The 14,406-nt window shown below is 68.1% G+C and carries 17 protein-coding genes and 1 other RNA gene; 17 read left to right on the top strand and 1 reads right to left on the bottom strand.

Going from position 1 to position 14,406, the window contains the following annotated elements; genetic code table 11:
* Window positions 1-60 precede the first annotated feature (60 nt).
* The 12 genes from ffs (at window position 61) to AC0QTQ_RS03970 (ending at window position 9,100) form a co-directional block, all read left to right on the top strand.
* Window positions 61-159: signal recognition particle sRNA small type (gene ffs, locus AC0QTQ_RS04025), an RNA gene on the top strand.
* Window positions 160-256: 97 nt separating this feature from the next.
* Window positions 257-1,177: an endonuclease/exonuclease/phosphatase family protein gene (locus AC0QTQ_RS04020; RefSeq protein ID WP_480258354.1), complete on the top strand. Its 921-nt coding sequence runs from the start codon at window positions 257-259 to the stop codon at window positions 1,175-1,177.
* Between the two features lie 123 nt (window positions 1,178-1,300).
* Window positions 1,301-1,789, top strand: coding sequence for a cell wall hydrolase (locus AC0QTQ_RS04015; protein ID WP_480258353.1), 489 nt, complete (start codon window positions 1,301-1,303; stop codon window positions 1,787-1,789).
* A 91-nt stretch (window positions 1,790-1,880) separates the two neighbouring features.
* Entirely contained in the window at window positions 1,881-2,723 is an 843-nt protein-coding gene (locus AC0QTQ_RS04010; RefSeq protein WP_480258352.1) for a class I SAM-dependent methyltransferase, read from the top strand.
* A 72-nt stretch (window positions 2,724-2,795) separates the two neighbouring features.
* Window positions 2,796-4,571, top strand: coding sequence for a DNA polymerase III subunit gamma/tau (locus AC0QTQ_RS04005; RefSeq protein ID WP_480258351.1), 1,776 nt, complete (start codon window positions 2,796-2,798; stop codon window positions 4,569-4,571).
* Between the two features lie 65 nt (window positions 4,572-4,636).
* Window positions 4,637-4,984, top strand: a complete 348-nt coding sequence (locus AC0QTQ_RS04000) for a YbaB/EbfC family nucleoid-associated protein (RefSeq protein WP_113899691.1) — start codon at window positions 4,637-4,639, stop codon at window positions 4,982-4,984.
* A gap of 1 nt (window position 4,985) precedes the next feature.
* The gene (gene recR / locus AC0QTQ_RS03995; RefSeq protein ID WP_480258350.1) at window positions 4,986-5,585 is read left to right on the top strand and encodes a recombination mediator RecR; all 600 of its coding nucleotides are present in this window, start codon (window positions 4,986-4,988) and stop codon (window positions 5,583-5,585) included.
* Window positions 5,585-5,941, top strand: a complete 357-nt coding sequence (locus AC0QTQ_RS03990; RefSeq protein WP_480258349.1) for a TfoX/Sxy family protein — start codon at window positions 5,585-5,587, stop codon at window positions 5,939-5,941. The genes recR and AC0QTQ_RS03990 overlap by 1 nt, the downstream gene beginning before the upstream one ends.
* Window positions 5,942-5,994: 53 nt before the next feature.
* Window positions 5,995-6,660: an FtsZ-binding protein FzlA gene (gene fzlA, locus AC0QTQ_RS03985; protein ID WP_113899694.1), complete on the top strand. Its 666-nt coding sequence runs from the start codon at window positions 5,995-5,997 to the stop codon at window positions 6,658-6,660.
* 147 nt (window positions 6,661-6,807) lie between these two features.
* Window positions 6,808-7,869, top strand: coding sequence for a tRNA epoxyqueuosine(34) reductase QueG (gene queG / locus AC0QTQ_RS03980; RefSeq protein WP_480259190.1), 1,062 nt, complete (start codon window positions 6,808-6,810; stop codon window positions 7,867-7,869).
* A gap of 5 nt (window positions 7,870-7,874) precedes the next feature.
* On the top strand, window positions 7,875-8,801 hold the full coding sequence (locus AC0QTQ_RS03975) for a DMT family transporter (protein ID WP_480258348.1): 927 nt from the start codon (window positions 7,875-7,877) through the stop codon (window positions 8,799-8,801).
* A 107-nt stretch (window positions 8,802-8,908) separates the two neighbouring features.
* Complete coding sequence (locus AC0QTQ_RS03970) at window positions 8,909-9,100, top strand: hypothetical protein (RefSeq protein ID WP_480258347.1); 192 nt, start codon at window positions 8,909-8,911, stop codon at window positions 9,098-9,100.
* 51 nt (window positions 9,101-9,151) lie between these two features.
* On the opposite strand, the gene AC0QTQ_RS03965 is transcribed toward AC0QTQ_RS03970, so the two are convergent.
* Window positions 9,152-10,021 (bottom strand): branched-chain amino acid aminotransferase, encoded by an 870-nt coding sequence (locus AC0QTQ_RS03965; RefSeq protein WP_480258346.1) that lies wholly within the window; start codon window positions 10,019-10,021, stop codon window positions 9,152-9,154.
* Between the two features lie 148 nt (window positions 10,022-10,169).
* Here AC0QTQ_RS03965 and AC0QTQ_RS03960 point away from each other — a divergent pair, with 148 nt between their 5' ends.
* From AC0QTQ_RS03960 to AC0QTQ_RS03940, 5 genes are all read left to right on the top strand, one after another.
* Complete coding sequence (locus AC0QTQ_RS03960; RefSeq protein WP_121531998.1) at window positions 10,170-10,670, top strand: MarR family winged helix-turn-helix transcriptional regulator; 501 nt, start codon at window positions 10,170-10,172, stop codon at window positions 10,668-10,670.
* Entirely contained in the window at window positions 10,670-11,389 is a 720-nt protein-coding gene (locus AC0QTQ_RS03955; RefSeq protein WP_480258345.1) for a response regulator, read from the top strand. Before AC0QTQ_RS03960 ends, AC0QTQ_RS03955 begins: the two co-directional genes overlap by 1 nt.
* A 237-nt stretch (window positions 11,390-11,626) precedes the next feature.
* Window positions 11,627-12,196 (top strand): ubiquinol-cytochrome c reductase iron-sulfur subunit, encoded by a 570-nt coding sequence (gene petA, locus AC0QTQ_RS03950; protein WP_480258344.1) that lies wholly within the window; start codon window positions 11,627-11,629, stop codon window positions 12,194-12,196.
* Window positions 12,197-12,214: 18 nt separating this feature from the next.
* Window positions 12,215-13,528, top strand: coding sequence for a cytochrome b (gene petB / locus AC0QTQ_RS03945; RefSeq protein WP_480258343.1), 1,314 nt, complete (start codon window positions 12,215-12,217; stop codon window positions 13,526-13,528).
* Between the two features lie 18 nt (window positions 13,529-13,546).
* The gene (locus AC0QTQ_RS03940) at window positions 13,547-14,329 is read left to right on the top strand and encodes a cytochrome c1 (protein WP_480258342.1); all 783 of its coding nucleotides are present in this window, start codon (window positions 13,547-13,549) and stop codon (window positions 14,327-14,329) included.
* The last annotated feature ends 77 nt before the right edge of the window (window positions 14,330-14,406 follow it).

Here is a 14,406-nt window from a genome sequence, read left to right as displayed (position 1 = left end):
CCCTTCGTTCCGTGCAAGGCCGGGGTTGCGAATCCGGAACGGCTTGCCTATATGACCGCTTGAGAGGTTGGCGCGGGCGAGCGCCTCGCCAACCCGGTCAGGTCCGGAAGGAAGCAGCCGCAACGAGCCCCGCTTGGGTCGATGTCCAGCCTCTCACCCCTCCCCTTCACCGCCGCCGACGCGACAGCCCTTCAGGGCTCCGCGTGGCGATTCAGCCTTTGCCTCGGCGCGGGGGCGGTGCGATGCTTGCCCCATCATGCGCATCGCGACCTTCAACCTTCAGAACCTGAAACTGCTGAAATCCGCAGACGGGCCGCAGCTGCACGGGGCATGGGACAGCGACGATCCCGAGGAGACGGGCCTTGATGCCATCGACCGGCGCCTGACGGCCGAGGTGTTGACAAAGATCGACGCCGATCTTCTGGCGCTGCAGGAGGTCTATGACCTCGCGACGCTCGAGCATTTCTATCAGCGCCACATGCTCCCCGCCGGGCTGCGCCCCTATCCCGAGAGGATCTGCCTGCCCGGCAATGACGGCCGCGGCCTTGATCTTGCACTCCTTTCGCGCCGGCCGCTCGACGAGCTGCGCAGCCATGCCGCGCTGACGCTCGATGACTTCGACATCGCGCCGCCGCCGGGCGTCGACCCGCTCGCCCCGGTCTTCCGCCGCGACTGCCTGATGGCGACGGCGGGGCAGCTCACCCTGTTCCTGTGCCATTTCAAGTCGCCCTACCCCGATGTCGCCACCGCCTGGACCACGCGCCGGCTCGAGGCCCTGGCGGTGCGGCGTCTGATCGAGCGCTATTTCGAGACGCCCGCAGCGGGGCTGTGGCTGATCGTCGGCGATCTGAACGAGCCGCACGGCGCCCTGCCCGGTGCCGAGCGCGCCATTGCGCCCTTGGAGAACGGCTTCACCGTCAACCTGATGGAGCGCCTGCCCGAACCCGAGCGCTGGACCTATTTCGACGTGCATTCCGGGCGCTACGATTGCCCTGACGTCCTGCTGGCCTCGCCCGCCCTTGCGCACGTCTTTCCGCAGGCGGTGCCCGTGATCCTGCGCGCGGGACTGGGCCGCGAGGCGCGGCGCGACACCAGCGCGCGTCTTTCAGGCGTCGGGCAGCATCGGCCCCATGCCAGCGACCATGCCGCGGTGATGATCGACCTGCCGGGCCTGTGACCGCCCCTGACCACGCGACGCACCGCCGCCCCCCCGGCCCGCATCCCTTGGCGCGACTCGCGCGCTCTGGTATTCTTCCCGGCAACGAGGGCGAAACGCCCCGGGCAGAGAAGCAGGCACATCATGGCATTCGTTACACCGGGCATGCGCGGCCCCCTTGTCCTTGCCGCCGCACTGGGCGCATTGGCAAGCTGCGGACACACGCCGCTCGATTGCATGGAGCGGGCGATGTATTTCGAATCGAACCGCTCGAGCCGCGACGGCATGGTCGCCGTCGGCAGCGTGGTGATGAACCGCGTCGAGTCGGGGAAATACCCGAATTCGGTCTGCGGCGTGGTGCGCCAGCGCGGCCAGTTCGCCCCCGGCATCATGACCAAGCGCATGAAGGAGAAGACCAATGTGCGCGAGGCGGCACAATCCGTGCTGCGCGGCGAGCGCCACCCGCTGATCGGCGACGCGATGTTCTTCCACACCGCGAACCGCAGCTATCATTACGACAACATGAATTACGTGCTGACCGCCGGCGGGAACTCCTTCTACGAGCGCCGGCCTTCCGCCTATGTCACGCAGCCCGTCCCGCCGGCCCCGATCGAGGGCATCACCGGGCGCTGAATCCCCTCATCGGCGCCCGGCGCCCGTCACGCGAATCTCCCGCAGAAACCCTGAACTGTGCTATTCTGTCGCAGCCAGTAGGGAGGTTCAGATGACCGACGCACAGGCCATTTCTGATCATTGGGGCAACGGCGACGTCTATTCCAGAATTCTGGAGGCGATGCGGCAGGCCGGGCTTGCCCCGGAGACCGTGACGATCGAACAGCTCGCCCCGGTGGACCACTTCCACGCAAGGAGCTTTCAGGCCACCGTGGAACTTGCCGAGGTCCTGCCGATCCATGCGGGAGACCGCCTTGTCGACATCGGCTGCGGGATCGGCGGACCCGCCAGATATCTTGCCCGGCGTTTCCACTGTCATGTCGACGGCATCGACATCACCGCCCCCTTCGTCGAGGCCGCCAACCGGCTGAGCGCGCTGGTCGGGATGCAGGACGCGGTGGAGTGCCGGCTCGGGGACGGGCAAACGCTCCCCTATGGCGACGCGACCTTCGACGGCGGTTACGCCCAGCACGTCACGATGAACGTGCCCGACCGCGACGCCTTCTTCGCCGAGGCCTTCCGGGTGCTGAAGCCCGGCGCCTTCTTTGCGCTGACCGAACACGGGCTCGGCGAGGTCGGTCACCCGCACCACCCGGTGCCCTGGTCGAAGGATGGCAGCGGCGCCTATCTGATGCGCCCCGAAGACACCGTCGCGGCGCTCGAGCGGGCCGGGTTCACGCAGATCGAGGTGACGGATACCGGCAAGAGATACCTGCAAAGCTACCGGGCCGCGATCGCGCTTGCGGAGGCAGGCCAGGCCCCGGTCTTCGGCCTGCACATCCTTCTGGGCAAGGAGGCGCTGCAGATCGTGCGCAATACCGCACGCAACATCGAGGAACGCCGCACCCACCCGGTTCAGATCCTCTGCCACAAGCCCGCGCCCGCCGGTTCCTGAGCGCCCCGCCCCCTCATCGGTTTGACTCGGCCCGCCCCGCGACTAGACTGCGCGCCGACGAGAGGAGCACTCATGTCCGACACGCCCGCGACCGGCTATCAGGTCCTTGCCCGCAAGTATCGCCCCGCCACCTTCGCCGATCTGATCGGTCAGGAGGCGATGGTGCGCACGCTGAAGAACGCCTTCGCCTCCGACCGAATCGCCCATGCCTTCATCATGACCGGCGTGCGCGGGGTCGGCAAGACGACCACCGCGCGGATCATCGCCAAGGGGCTGAACTGCATCGGCGCCGATGGCACCGGCGGCCCGACCACCGAGCCCTGCGGCGTGTGCGAGCATTGCCGGGCGATCGCCGAGGGCCGCCATGTCGACGTGATGGAGATGGACGCGGCCTCGCGCACCGGGGTGGGCGACATCCGCGAGATCATCGAATCGGTGCATTACCGGGCCGCCTCGGCGCGCTACAAGGTCTACATCATCGACGAGGTCCACATGCTGTCGACCTCGGCCTTCAACGCGCTTCTGAAGACGCTCGAGGAACCGCCGGCGCATGTGAAATTCATCTTCGCCACCACCGAGATCCGCAAGGTGCCGGTCACCGTGCTCAGCCGCTGTCAGCGCTTCGATCTGAAGCGGATCGAGCCCGAGGTGATGATGGCGCATCTGGCGGGCGTCGCGGCGAAGGAAAACGCCGAGATCGCGGGCGACGCGCTGGCGCTCATCACCCGCGCGGCCGAGGGCTCGGTGCGCGATGCGATGTCGCTCCTCGATCAGGCGATCGCCCATGGCGCGGGCGAGACCACGGCCGAGCAGGTGCGCGCGATGCTGGGTCTGGCCGACCGCGCCCGCGTGCTCGACCTTTTCGACATGGTGCTGAAGGGCGATGCGGCGGGCGCCCTGACCGAACTGGCCGAGCAATATGCCGATGGTGCCGATCCGATGGCGGTGCTGCGCGATCTGGCCGAGATCACCCATTGGGTCTCGGTCATCAAGATCACCCCCGAGGCCGCCGATGACCCGACCGTGCCGCCCGAGGAACGCACCCGCGGCCAGGCGATGGCGGCGGCGATCCCGATGCGGGTGCTCTCGCGGCTGTGGCAGATGCTGCTGAAGGCGATCGAGGAGGTCTCGGCCGCGCCGAACGCGATGATGGCGGCCGAGATGGCGCTCATTCGCATGACCCATGTGGCCGACCTGCCCGACCCGGAAACGCTGATGCGCAAGATCCAGTCCGGCCCCGGCGCCCCGGCGCCGGCCGGGCGCGGCCCCGCCCCGGGTGGCGGTCCGGTGCACGGCCCCGCGGCGCTGGCTGCCGCGACCACTCGCGCAATGCTCGGCGGGGCGCCGGTCGGCCGCGCCCCCTCGGGCGCCGCGGTGGCCCTTGCCGCCGCCCCCGCCACCGGTGCGCTTGCCCGCTTTGCCCGGTTCGAGGACGTGGTCGAGCTGATCCAGCGGATGCGGGACGTGAAGCTGCTGGTCGAGGTCGAGACCTGCCTGCGGCTCGTGCGCTATGCCCCCGGCCGGATCGAGTTCGAGCCCACCCCCGCGGCACCGCGCGACCTTGCGGCCACCCTCGCCGCCCGGCTGCAGGGCTGGACCGGCGCCCGCTGGGGGGTCTCGGTGGTGTCGGAGGGCGGCGCGCCCACCATCGCCGAGGTCCGCGACGCCGGCCGCCGCGCCGCCGAGGCCGAGGCGCGCGAGACGAACCCGGTGGTGCAGGCGATCCTCGCGGCCTTCCCGGGCGCCGTCTTCGACGACATCAAGCTCGCCGCCGACCTCGCCCAGGAACAGGCCGCCGAGGCCCTGCCCGAGGTCGAGGACGAATGGGACCCGTTCGAGGACGGCTGACGCCCCCCTTGTTCCGCCCGGTCGGGCTGCGTATCTGTGACAGACACTCATAGCGGGGAATGACGATGTTCAAGGGACTGGGCCAGCTCGGCGACATGGCCAAGATGATGAAGGCCGCGAAAGAGATGCAGGAGCGGATGATGACGCTCCAGGAAGACCTCGGCCGCATCGTCGTGGTGGGCGAGGCGGGCGCCGGCCTTGTACAGGCGCGCGCCACCGCCAAGGGCGAGCTCACCGGCCTGTCGATCGACCCCTCGATCCTCGTCGCCTCTGAAAAGGAAGTGGTCGAGGATCTGATCCTTGCCGCGATCAAGGATGCCCAGGCCCGTGCCGCGGCCCGCGCCCAGGACGAACAGCGCAAGCTGCTGACCGAGATGGGCCTGCCCGCCGACATGAACCTGCCGCCCGTGTAAGATGGCCGGCGCGCAGGACGAGATCGAGGCGCTGATCGCGCTGATGGCGCGGCTGCCGGGGCTTGGCCCCCGCTCGGCGCGCCGCGCCGTCCTGCAACTGATCCGCCGTCGCACGCAACTGATGGAACCGCTCGCCCGCGCCATGGCGCATGTGGCCGAGACCGCGCAAGACTGCCCGGTTTGCGGCAATATCTCGCTGGGCGGGCTGTGCGAGATCTGCGCCGATCCGGCCCGCGCGACGGGCGAGATCTGCGTCGTCGAGGATGTGGCCGACCTCTGGGCGATGGAGCGCGGCCATGCCTTCAAGGGCCGTTATCACGTGCTGGGCGGGCTGCTGAGCGCGCTTGACGCCGTCGGGCCCGAGGAACTCGGCATCCCGCGGCTGATCGAACGGGTCCGCTCCGAGGCCACGCGCGAGGTGATCGTCGCACTCAACGCCACGGTCGAGGGCCAGACCACCGCCCATTACATCGCCGAGGCGCTCGAGGAGAGCGGCACCGCCGTCACCGGCCTTGCCCAGGGCGTGCCGATCGGCGGCGAGCTCGACTATCTCGACGACGGCACGATCCAGGCCGCGCTGCGCGCCCGGCACAGCCTCTGATGCCGGTCTCTCCCGATCTCGAGCTGTTCTTCCGCGAGCAGTTGCAGGGCCGCGTGCACTCGCGCCCGATGTTCGGCGGCTTCGGGCTTTATCTCGGTGAAAAGCCCGCGGGATACCTGTTCAACGACGCGCTCTATCTGCGCCGGCTGCCCGCGCTCGAGCCGCTGCTCGACCTCCTCCCCGAACGCCCGCCGGCCGAACCGCCGGTGCGCGGCGCGCAGCCCTATTGGCGAATCGAACCCGACCTCTGGGAAGACCCCGACTGGCTGCTTGACCTGCTGCGCGCGGCCTCCGAGGCCGCCCCCGCCCGCCGCCCGCGCCGCACCCGTCGCGCAAAGACGCCCGCAGAGCATTGAACGCCCCGCCCCCGGCCGCTATCACGGGGAAAACACCAACCGGGGCCGTGTCCATGAACCGCCTGTACCACGTCGCGCTCTCGCCCTTTTGCCGCAAGGTGCGCCTGACCCTCGCCGAGAAGAAGATCGAGGTCGAGCTGATCGAGGAGCGCTACTGGGAGCCGAGCCCCGATTTCCTGCGCCGCAACCCGGCCGGCAAGGTGCCGGTGCTGCGCCTCGACAACCGGATGATGTCGGAAAGCCAGGCGATCTGCGAATATATCGAGGAAACGGTGCCCACGCCGCCGCTGCTGCCGCGCGACCCCGAGGGCCGCTACGAGGTGCGCCGGCTCTGCGGCTGGTTCGACGACAAGTTCAACCAGGAAGTCACCCGCAAGGTGATGGGCGAGCGGGTCTGGAAGAAGGTGATGAAGAAGGGCTATCCCGACAGCAAGACCGTCAAGGAAGGGCTGTCGGCGATCAAGTTCCACATCGACTACATGAGCTGGCTGCTCGATCAGCGGCGCTGGCTTGCAGGCGATGTGATGACGCTCGCCGATTTTACCGCCGCCGCGCATCTGAGCTGCCTCGACTACATCTCGGATGTCGACTGGAACCGCTCGGACGCCGTCAAGGACTGGTATGCGAAGATCAAGTCGCGCCCGGCCTTCCGCTCGCTCTTGGCCGACCAGCTGCCGGGCATGCCGCCCGCCCCGCAATACGCCGAGCTCGATTTCTGAGCGCGAGAGGGGGCGCTGCCCCCTCACCCCCGGGATATTTCGGGCAATTGGAAGCAAAGGACCGTCTTCTCTTCCAATTGCTGCAAATATCCCGGGGGCGCGGGGGCAGCGCCCCCGCCCGGCATCACGGAGACCGACGTGGACGATCTGAAGCGCCGCCTGATCGAGACCGCCCGGGCCGAGGGTTTCGCGAAGGCGCGGGTGACCACCCCCGACGCGATCCCAGAGGCAATGGCTCGGCTGAAGACCTTCGTCGCGGCCGACATGCACGGGCAGATGGGCTGGATGGCCGAGCGGATGGAATGGCGCGGCAACCCCGCCGCGCTCTGGCCCGAGGCGCGGGCGGTGGTGATGCTGGCCGAGCCCTACACCCCGGCCGAGGACCCGCGCGCCGTGCTGGAGGCGCGCGAGCACGGCGCGATCAGCGTCTATGCCCAGGGCAAGGATTATCATGACCTGGTCAAGCGCCGGCTGAAACGGGTCGGTCGCTGGCTGATCGAAGAGGCCAAGCGTCAGGGCGAGACCGCCGAGATCAAGGTCTTCGTCGACACCGCGCCGGTGATGGAAAAGCCGCTCGCGCAGGCGGCGGGGCTCGGCTGGCAGGGCAAGCACACCAACCTGCTTGCCCGCGATCTGGGCAGCTGGTTCTTCCTCGGTGCGATCTTCACCACCCTGCCGCTGCCCCCCGACGCCCCCGAGGTCAGCCATTGCGGGCGCTGCACCGCCTGCCTCGACGCCTGCCCGACCGGCGCCTTTCCCGCGCCCTACCGGCTCGATGCGCGGCGCTGCATCTCCTACCTGACGATCGAGCATCGCGGCCCGATTGATGCCGAACTGCGCCCGATACTCGGCAACCGGATCTATGGCTGCGACGATTGCCTGGCCGCCTGCCCCTGGAACAAGTTCGCCGCCGCGGCGCGCGAGATCGGCTATGCCGCGCGCGAGGCCGGGGCGCCCCGGCTCGCCGAGCTGGCCACACTCGATGACGCGGCCTTCCGTGCCCGCTTCGCCGGCTCGCCGATCAAGCGCATCGGCCGCGACCGGATGGTGCGCAACGTGCTCTACGCGATCGGCAATTCGGGTGCACCGAAACTCGCCGCGGTGGCCGCCCGGCTGGTGGATGACGCCGACCCGGCCGTCGCCGATGCCGCCCGCTGGGCCCTGGCCCGGCTTTCTCCCCTTGCCGGCCCCGCGCCGCACGATAGGTGAGGCCGATGATCGAGACCTCCCCCTCCCCCGCCAAGGGCATCGCCCTGAAACTTGGTGCCGTCGTCGGCTTCGTGGTGATGCAGGCGATGATCAAGGCCGTCGCGCCGCATGTGCCGCCGGGCGAGGCGGTGTTCTTCCGTTCGGCCTTCGGCATCGTGCCGATCCTCGTCTGGCTTTCCGTCACCCACGAGCTCTCGGGCGGGCTGCGGGTGCAAAGCCCGCTCGGTCATGTCTGGCGCGGCGTGATCGGCACCACAGCGATGGGGCTCGGCTTTGCCGCGCTGGCCTTCCTGCCACTGCCCGAAGCGACGGCGATCGGCTATGCGACACCGATCCTCGTCGTCGTCTTCGCCGCGCTGTTCCTCGGCGAGCAGGTCCGCCTCGTGCGGATCTCGGCGGTGGTGATGGGGCTTGCCGGGGTGCTGATCGTGCTCTGGCCGCAGTTCGGCGGCAGCGCCGGCGGCACCGAGGCGCTTGGCGCCGGGCTTGCGCTTGCCGGCGCGGCCTGTGCGGCGCTCGCCCAGATCCAGATCCGCCGGCTGGTGGGGTCCGAGCGCACCTCGGCGATCGTGTTCTGGTTCTCCTTCACCGCGACGGCGCTGTCGCTGCTGACGCTCCCCTTCGGCTGGGTCGTGCCCTCGCCCACCGAGGCGGCACTGCTGATCGGGGCCGGGCTGCTCGGCGGGATCGCGCAGATCCTGATGACCTCGGCCTATCGCTTTGCCGATGCCTCGGTCGTCGCGCCCTTCGACTATGCCTCGATGCTCTTCGCGCTGGTGATCGGCTATGCCGTCTTCGCCGAGGTCCCCTCGGCCAGCACGCTTGCGGGCTCGGCCATCGTGATCGCGGCAGGGGTGCTGATCATCTGGCGCGAGCATCAGCTGGGCCTCGAGCGACGCAAGCAGCGCAAGGCGATGACGCCGCCGGGCTGAGGCCCTGCGCCGATCCCCGCCGAGGCGCCGCGCTGCGGCGGAAGGTCCGGTCGAAACCGGTGGTTTTTCGTGCTAGGGTTGCGCGCAAGCATCAGAAGGAGGCTGCCATGACCCGTCACATCATCGACCGTGCGGCACCGAAGGCCGAAGGGGCCCGCGTGAAGCACTTCCTCGACCTTGCCCGCAAGGAAGGGGTCCATCCCGCGGTTCTCGAGCTGAACCAGCGCCCGGCAGACCGTGGCGCCCGCAAAGTGCAGGAATTCCTGCGCATTGATCGCGAGGAACGGGCCGAGGCCTGAGCCGCACCGTGCCGGCGCGCCCGGGGGCGCGCCGTTCCGGGACGGGCCCGATCAGGCCCGGACCAGCGCCTCGTAGCTGCGCACCATCTCCTGCGCGAGCGCGCCGACCTCGAATCGGAAGTCGCCGATCCGTGCGACCGGGGTCACCTCGGCGGCAGTCCCGGTCAGCCAGCATTGCTCGAAGCCGGCCATCTCGGTCGGGCTGATGTGGCGTTCGTGCACGGCAATGCCCTTTTCGCGCAACAGCCCGATCACCGTCTGCCGGGTGAGACCGTTGAGGAAGCAATCCGGCAGCGGCGTGTGCACCTCGCCGTCCTTCACGAAGAAGACGTTCGCCCCCGTCGCCTCGGCCACATAGCCGCGGTAATCCATCATCAGCGCGTCCGAGCAGCCCTTCGCCTCGGCCGCGTGCTTGGACATGGTGCAGATCATGTACAGCCCCGCCGCCTTCGCCTCGCAGGGGATCGTGCGCGGATCGGGCCGGCACCATTTCGAGATGTCGAGCTGCGCGCCCTTCATCTTGGCGTCGCCGTAATAGGCGCCCCACTCCCAGCCCGCCACCGCAAGCCGCACCGGGTTGCGCCGGGCCGAGACGCCCATGTCGTCCCCCGCCCCGCGCCAGGCCACGGCCCGCACATAGGCATCGGTCCAGCCATTCGCCTTCAGCATCGCGTATTTCGCCGCCTCGATCTCGTCCACCGTCCAGGGGATCTCCATGTCGAGAAGCTCGGCCGAGCGGCGCAGGCGGTGCGAATGTTCCACCCCCTTGAAGATCCGCCCGCCATAGCAGCGCTCGCCCTCGAACACCGAGGAGGCATAGTGCAGCGCATGGGTCAGGACATGGACCTGCGCCTCGCGCCAGGGGACGAGCGTGCCGTCCATCCAGATCCATCCATCGCGATCGTCATAAGACCCGGCCATACTGGTCCCCCTCGGGTTGTTTTTACACAAGTTGCGCACAACGACACTTTCGAATCATAATGTTGCGCAGATTGTGTGTCCGGCTAACAATTCATTCTTGGAAAGTCAACAACACTGACATAAAGTCGCGAAAAAGCGAGGAAGACCGATGGCCGACAGCAGCACCCAGGGCGGCGAGACCCTGCTGTTTCTGACCGACGAGCAGTTGCGCAAGGGGATCGAGGCGATGTTCTTCGCCTATCGCGGCTTCACCGCCGATCCCGACCGGATTCTCGACAAGCACGGCTATGGCCGGGCGCATCACCGCGCGATCCATTTCATCAACCGCGAGCCGGGGCTGACGGTGACGACGCTGCTCTCGGTGCTCGGTGTGACCAAGCAGTCGCTGAACCGGGTGCTGCGCACGCTGATCGACGACGGGCTCGTCGAAAGCCGGGTCGGGCGCAAGGACAAGCGCGCGCGTCACCTGCACCTGACCGCGACGGGCGAGGCACTGGAACGCGAGCTGTCGGGGGCGCAGCGCGAGCGGATGCGCGGCGCCTATCGCACCGCCGGGCCGCAGGCCGTCGCCGGCTTCCGCCAGGTGCTCGAGGCGATGATGGACCCCGAGATGCGCCGCCACTACCAGATGCTGAAGGATGACAGCTGATGCCGGGCGCCGCGCAAGTTCCCCACCTACTGATCGTCGACGATGACGAGCGGATCCGTGGCCTTCTGCAGAAGTTCCTGATCCGAAACGGCTTTCTTGTCACCGCGGCACGCGATGCGGCGCATGCGCGGCGGCTGCTGGCCGGGCTCGAGTTCAACATGATCGTGCTCGACGTGATGATGCCGGGCGAGGACGGGCTGAGCCTGACGCGCGATCTGCGCGCGCGCCGGGTGGCGACGCCGATCCTGCTGCTGACGGCGCGCGGCGAGACCCGCGAGCGGATCGAGGGGCTCGAGGCCGGGGCGGACGACTACCTGCCGAAGCCCTTCGAGCCGAAGGAACTCTTGCTGCGGATCAACGCGATCCTGCGCCGCGTGCCCTCCGAGGTGCAGGCCGGGCCGAAATACCTGACGCTCGGCCCGCTGCGCTATGACCAGGACCGCGGCGAGCTGTGGCAGGGCGAAAGCCCGGTGCGGCTGACCGCGACCGAGATGGCGCTGATGCGGATCTTCGCCGCCCACGCGGGCGAGGTGGTCAGCCGCGCCGACCTGATCGACGAGCTGGGCCGCGACCGCCAGGCGGCGACCGAGGAGGGCGCGGGCGACCGCGCCGTCGACGTGCAGATCACCCGGCTGCGCCGCAAGATCGAGCCCGACCCGCGCGAACCGCGCTATCTGCAGACGGTGCGGGGCCTGGGCTACATGCTCGCCCCCGACTGAGCCGCGCCAGCCCCCGCCCCGAGACGTGAGCGCTACCAGCCGGCGCGCAGGCCGTGGCGCGGCCCGAAAGGCCGGCAAGGGCAAGGATCCTGCGGCATTTCGCCCCACGGGGACAAGAATGTTCGCTGGACTGACAACATCGTGATTGCTAAACGAAACGCATGTTCGGCGGCACGTCACGTGCGGCCCGGCAAGTCGCATCGGCCTGATCCCAGGCCCGGGAAGGGAGAAGAATTCGTGTCCCACGCAGAAGACGCAGGCACCCGGAGGGATTTCCTCTACTATGCCACCGCCGGAACCGGCGCGGTGGTGACCGGCATGGCCGTCTGGCCGCTGATCAACCAGATGAACGCCTCGGCCGACGTGAAGGCCATGGCTTCGATCTACGTCGATGTCTCGGGGATTGAGACGGGCACCCAGCTGACCGTGAAATGGCGCGGCAAGCCGGTGTTCATCCGTCGCCGCACCCAGGAAGACATCGATCTCGCCCGTTCGGTCGACGTCGCGACGCTGACCGACACCACCGCCGAGAACGCGAACAAGCCGGGCGCTGACGCCTCGGACGAGAACCGCTCGCTGCCGCCTTTCTCGGGCGAGGACAAGGGCGAGTGGCTGGTGATGATGGGCGTGTGCACCCACCTCGGCTGCGTGCCGCTCGGCAATGCGGGCGACTTCGGCGGCTGGTTCTGCCCGTGCCACGGCTCGCATTACGATTCGGCCGGCCGCATCCGCAAGGGCCCGGCGCCGCGCAACCTGGACATCCCGGTCGCGGCCTTCACCGACGACACCACGATCAAGCTCGGCTAAGGGCAAAGGGACAGGAACATGGCTGGAATTCCGCACGACCATTACGAGCCCAAGACGGGCGTCGAGAAGTGGCTGCACGAGCGTCTGCCCGTCGTGGCGCTGATCTATGACACGATCATGATCCCGACGCCGAAGAACCTCAACTGGTGGTGGATCTGGGGCATCGTCCTCGCCTTCTGCCTGGTGCTGCAGATCGGCACCGGCGTTGTGCTGGTGATGCACTACACCCCCCACGTCTCGCTGGCCTTCGCCTCGGTCGAGCACATCATGCGCGACGTGAACGGCGGCTACGCGCTCCGCTACGTGCATGCGAACGGCGCCTCGCTGTTCTTCTTCGCCGTCTACATCCACATCTTCCGCGGCCTCTACTACGGCTCGTACAAGGCCCCGCGCGAAGTGACCTGGATCGTCGGCATGATCATCTACCTGCTGATGATGGGCACCGCCTTCATGGGCTACGTGCTGCCCTGGGGCCAGATGTCCTTCTGGGGCGCCACCGTCATCACCGGCCTGTTCGGCGCGATCCCGGGCATCGGGCCGTCGATCCAGGCCTGGCTGCTGGGCGGGCCGGCCGTCGACAACGCGACGCTGAACCGCTTCTTCTCGCTGCACTACCTGCTGCCCTTCGTCATCGCCGGGCTGGTGATCGTCCATATCTGGGCCTTCCACACCACCGGCAACAACAACCCGACGGGCGTCGAAGTGCGTCGCACCTCGAAGGAAGACGCGAAGAAGGACACCCTGCCCTTCTGGCCGTATTTCGTGATCAAGGACCTGTTCGCACTGGCCCTGATCGTCACCATCTTCTTCGCCGTCGTCGGCTTCATGCCGAACTACCTCGGCCACCCCGACAACTACATCGAGGCGAACCCGCTCGCGACTCCCGTGCATATCGTGCCGGAATGGTACTTCCTGCCGTTCTACGCGATCCTGCGCGCCTTCACCGCGGACGTCTGGGCCGTGCAGTTCGTGCACTGGATCACCTTCGGCATCGTCGACGCGAAGTTCTTCGGCGTGCTCGCCATGTTCGGCGCGATCATCGCGATGGCGCTGGCGCCCTGGCTCGACACCTCGCGCATCCGTTCGGGCCAGTTCCGTCCGGTGTTCAAATGGTGGTTCTGGCTGCTCGCGATCGACTTCGTGGTGCTGATGTGGGTGGGCGCGATGCCGACCGACGGGATCTATCCCTACATCTCGCTGATCGGCGCGACCTACTGGTTCGCCTACTTCTTCGTGATCCTGCCGCTGCTTGGCCTGGTCGAGAAACCGGCGCCGATGCCGGCGACGATCGAAGAAGACTTCAACAACCACTACGGCACTCCGGCCGAGTAAGGACAAGGACCGTACATCATGAAAAAACTTCTGATCTCGGCCCTTTCCGCGCTCGTGCTGAGCACGGGTGCGGTGGCTGCGAGCGAGGCCGGCGGCGTCAAGGACTTCGCCTTCTCCTTCGAGGGCCCCTTCGGCCGCTTCGACCAGCAGCAGCTGCGCCGTGGCTTCCAGGTCTACCGGGAGGTCTGCTCGGCCTGCCACGGCCTGAAATTCGTGCCGATCCGTTCGCTCGCCGACGAGGGTGGCCCGCAGATGGACCCGCAATGGGTGCGTGACTACGCGGCCGAACTCGACCCGGTCATCGACGCCGACACCCAGGAAGAGCGTCCGCGCAAGGACACCGACTTCTTCCCGATCCGGACCGGCGACGGCATGGGCCCGGACCTGAGCCTGATGGCGAAGGCCCGCGCGGGCTTCCACGGCCCCTACGGCACTGGCATCTCGCAGCTGTTCAACGGCATCGGCGGGCCGGAATACATCCACTCGCTGCTGAACGGCTTCACCGGTGCGGACAAGCAGGAGGCTGGCAACACCTTCTACGAGAACCACATCTTCTCGACCGGCTGGATCAAGATGCCGCCGCCGCTCTCGGATGACATCGTCACCTACGAGGACGGCACCCCGGCGACGGTCGAGCAGATGTCGGAAGACGTCGCGACCTTCCTGATGTGGACGGCCGAACCGAAGATGATGGCGCGCAAGGACATGGGCTTCACCGCCGTGCTCATGCTCGGCCTGCTGACGGTTCTGCTCTACCTCACCAACAAGCGGATCTGGGCGCCCCACAAGGGCAAGCACTGAGCCCACCGCAAGGACGACACGAAACGCGCCCTCCGGGGCGCGTTTTCTTTTGCCGTGGTGCGCGTGCCGCGGATGGC

It is taken from the genome of Paenirhodobacter sp. YD-8 (genome assembly GCF_056590935.1).
This window is presented reverse-complemented; position numbering and strand designations above follow the sequence as displayed.

What these genes read in the sequence shown, in the direction of transcription:
- AC0QTQ_RS04020 (WP_480258354.1), top strand. Translation starts at nt 257, where the DNA reads ATGCGCATCGCGACCTTCAACCTTCAGAACCTGAAACTGCTGAAATCC.
- AC0QTQ_RS04015 (WP_480258353.1), top strand. Translation starts at nt 1,301, where the DNA reads ATGGCATTCGTTACACCGGGCATGCGCGGCCCCCTTGTCCTTGCCGCC.
- AC0QTQ_RS04010 (WP_480258352.1), top strand. Translation starts at nt 1,881, where the DNA reads ATGACCGACGCACAGGCCATTTCTGATCATTGGGGCAACGGCGACGTC.
- AC0QTQ_RS04005 (WP_480258351.1), top strand. Translation starts at nt 2,796, where the DNA reads ATGTCCGACACGCCCGCGACCGGCTATCAGGTCCTTGCCCGCAAGTAT.
- AC0QTQ_RS04000 (WP_113899691.1), top strand. Translation starts at nt 4,637, where the DNA reads ATGTTCAAGGGACTGGGCCAGCTCGGCGACATGGCCAAGATGATGAAG.
- recR (WP_480258350.1), top strand. Translation starts at nt 4,986, where the DNA reads ATGGCCGGCGCGCAGGACGAGATCGAGGCGCTGATCGCGCTGATGGCG.
- AC0QTQ_RS03990 (WP_480258349.1), top strand. Translation starts at nt 5,585, where the DNA reads ATGCCGGTCTCTCCCGATCTCGAGCTGTTCTTCCGCGAGCAGTTGCAG.
- fzlA (WP_113899694.1), top strand. Translation starts at nt 5,995, where the DNA reads ATGAACCGCCTGTACCACGTCGCGCTCTCGCCCTTTTGCCGCAAGGTG.
- AC0QTQ_RS03975 (WP_480258348.1), top strand. Translation starts at nt 7,875, where the DNA reads ATGATCGAGACCTCCCCCTCCCCCGCCAAGGGCATCGCCCTGAAACTT.
- AC0QTQ_RS03970 (WP_480258347.1), top strand. Translation starts at nt 8,909, where the DNA reads ATGACCCGTCACATCATCGACCGTGCGGCACCGAAGGCCGAAGGGGCC.
- AC0QTQ_RS03965 (WP_480258346.1), bottom strand. Translation starts at nt 10,021, where the DNA reads ATGGCCGGGTCTTATGACGATCGCGATGGATGGATCTGGATGGACGGC.
- AC0QTQ_RS03960 (WP_121531998.1), top strand. Translation starts at nt 10,170, where the DNA reads ATGGCCGACAGCAGCACCCAGGGCGGCGAGACCCTGCTGTTTCTGACC.
- AC0QTQ_RS03955 (WP_480258345.1), top strand. Translation starts at nt 10,670, where the DNA reads ATGCCGGGCGCCGCGCAAGTTCCCCACCTACTGATCGTCGACGATGAC.
- petB (WP_480258343.1), top strand. Translation starts at nt 12,215, where the DNA reads ATGGCTGGAATTCCGCACGACCATTACGAGCCCAAGACGGGCGTCGAG.
- AC0QTQ_RS03940 (WP_480258342.1), top strand. Translation starts at nt 13,547, where the DNA reads ATGAAAAAACTTCTGATCTCGGCCCTTTCCGCGCTCGTGCTGAGCACG.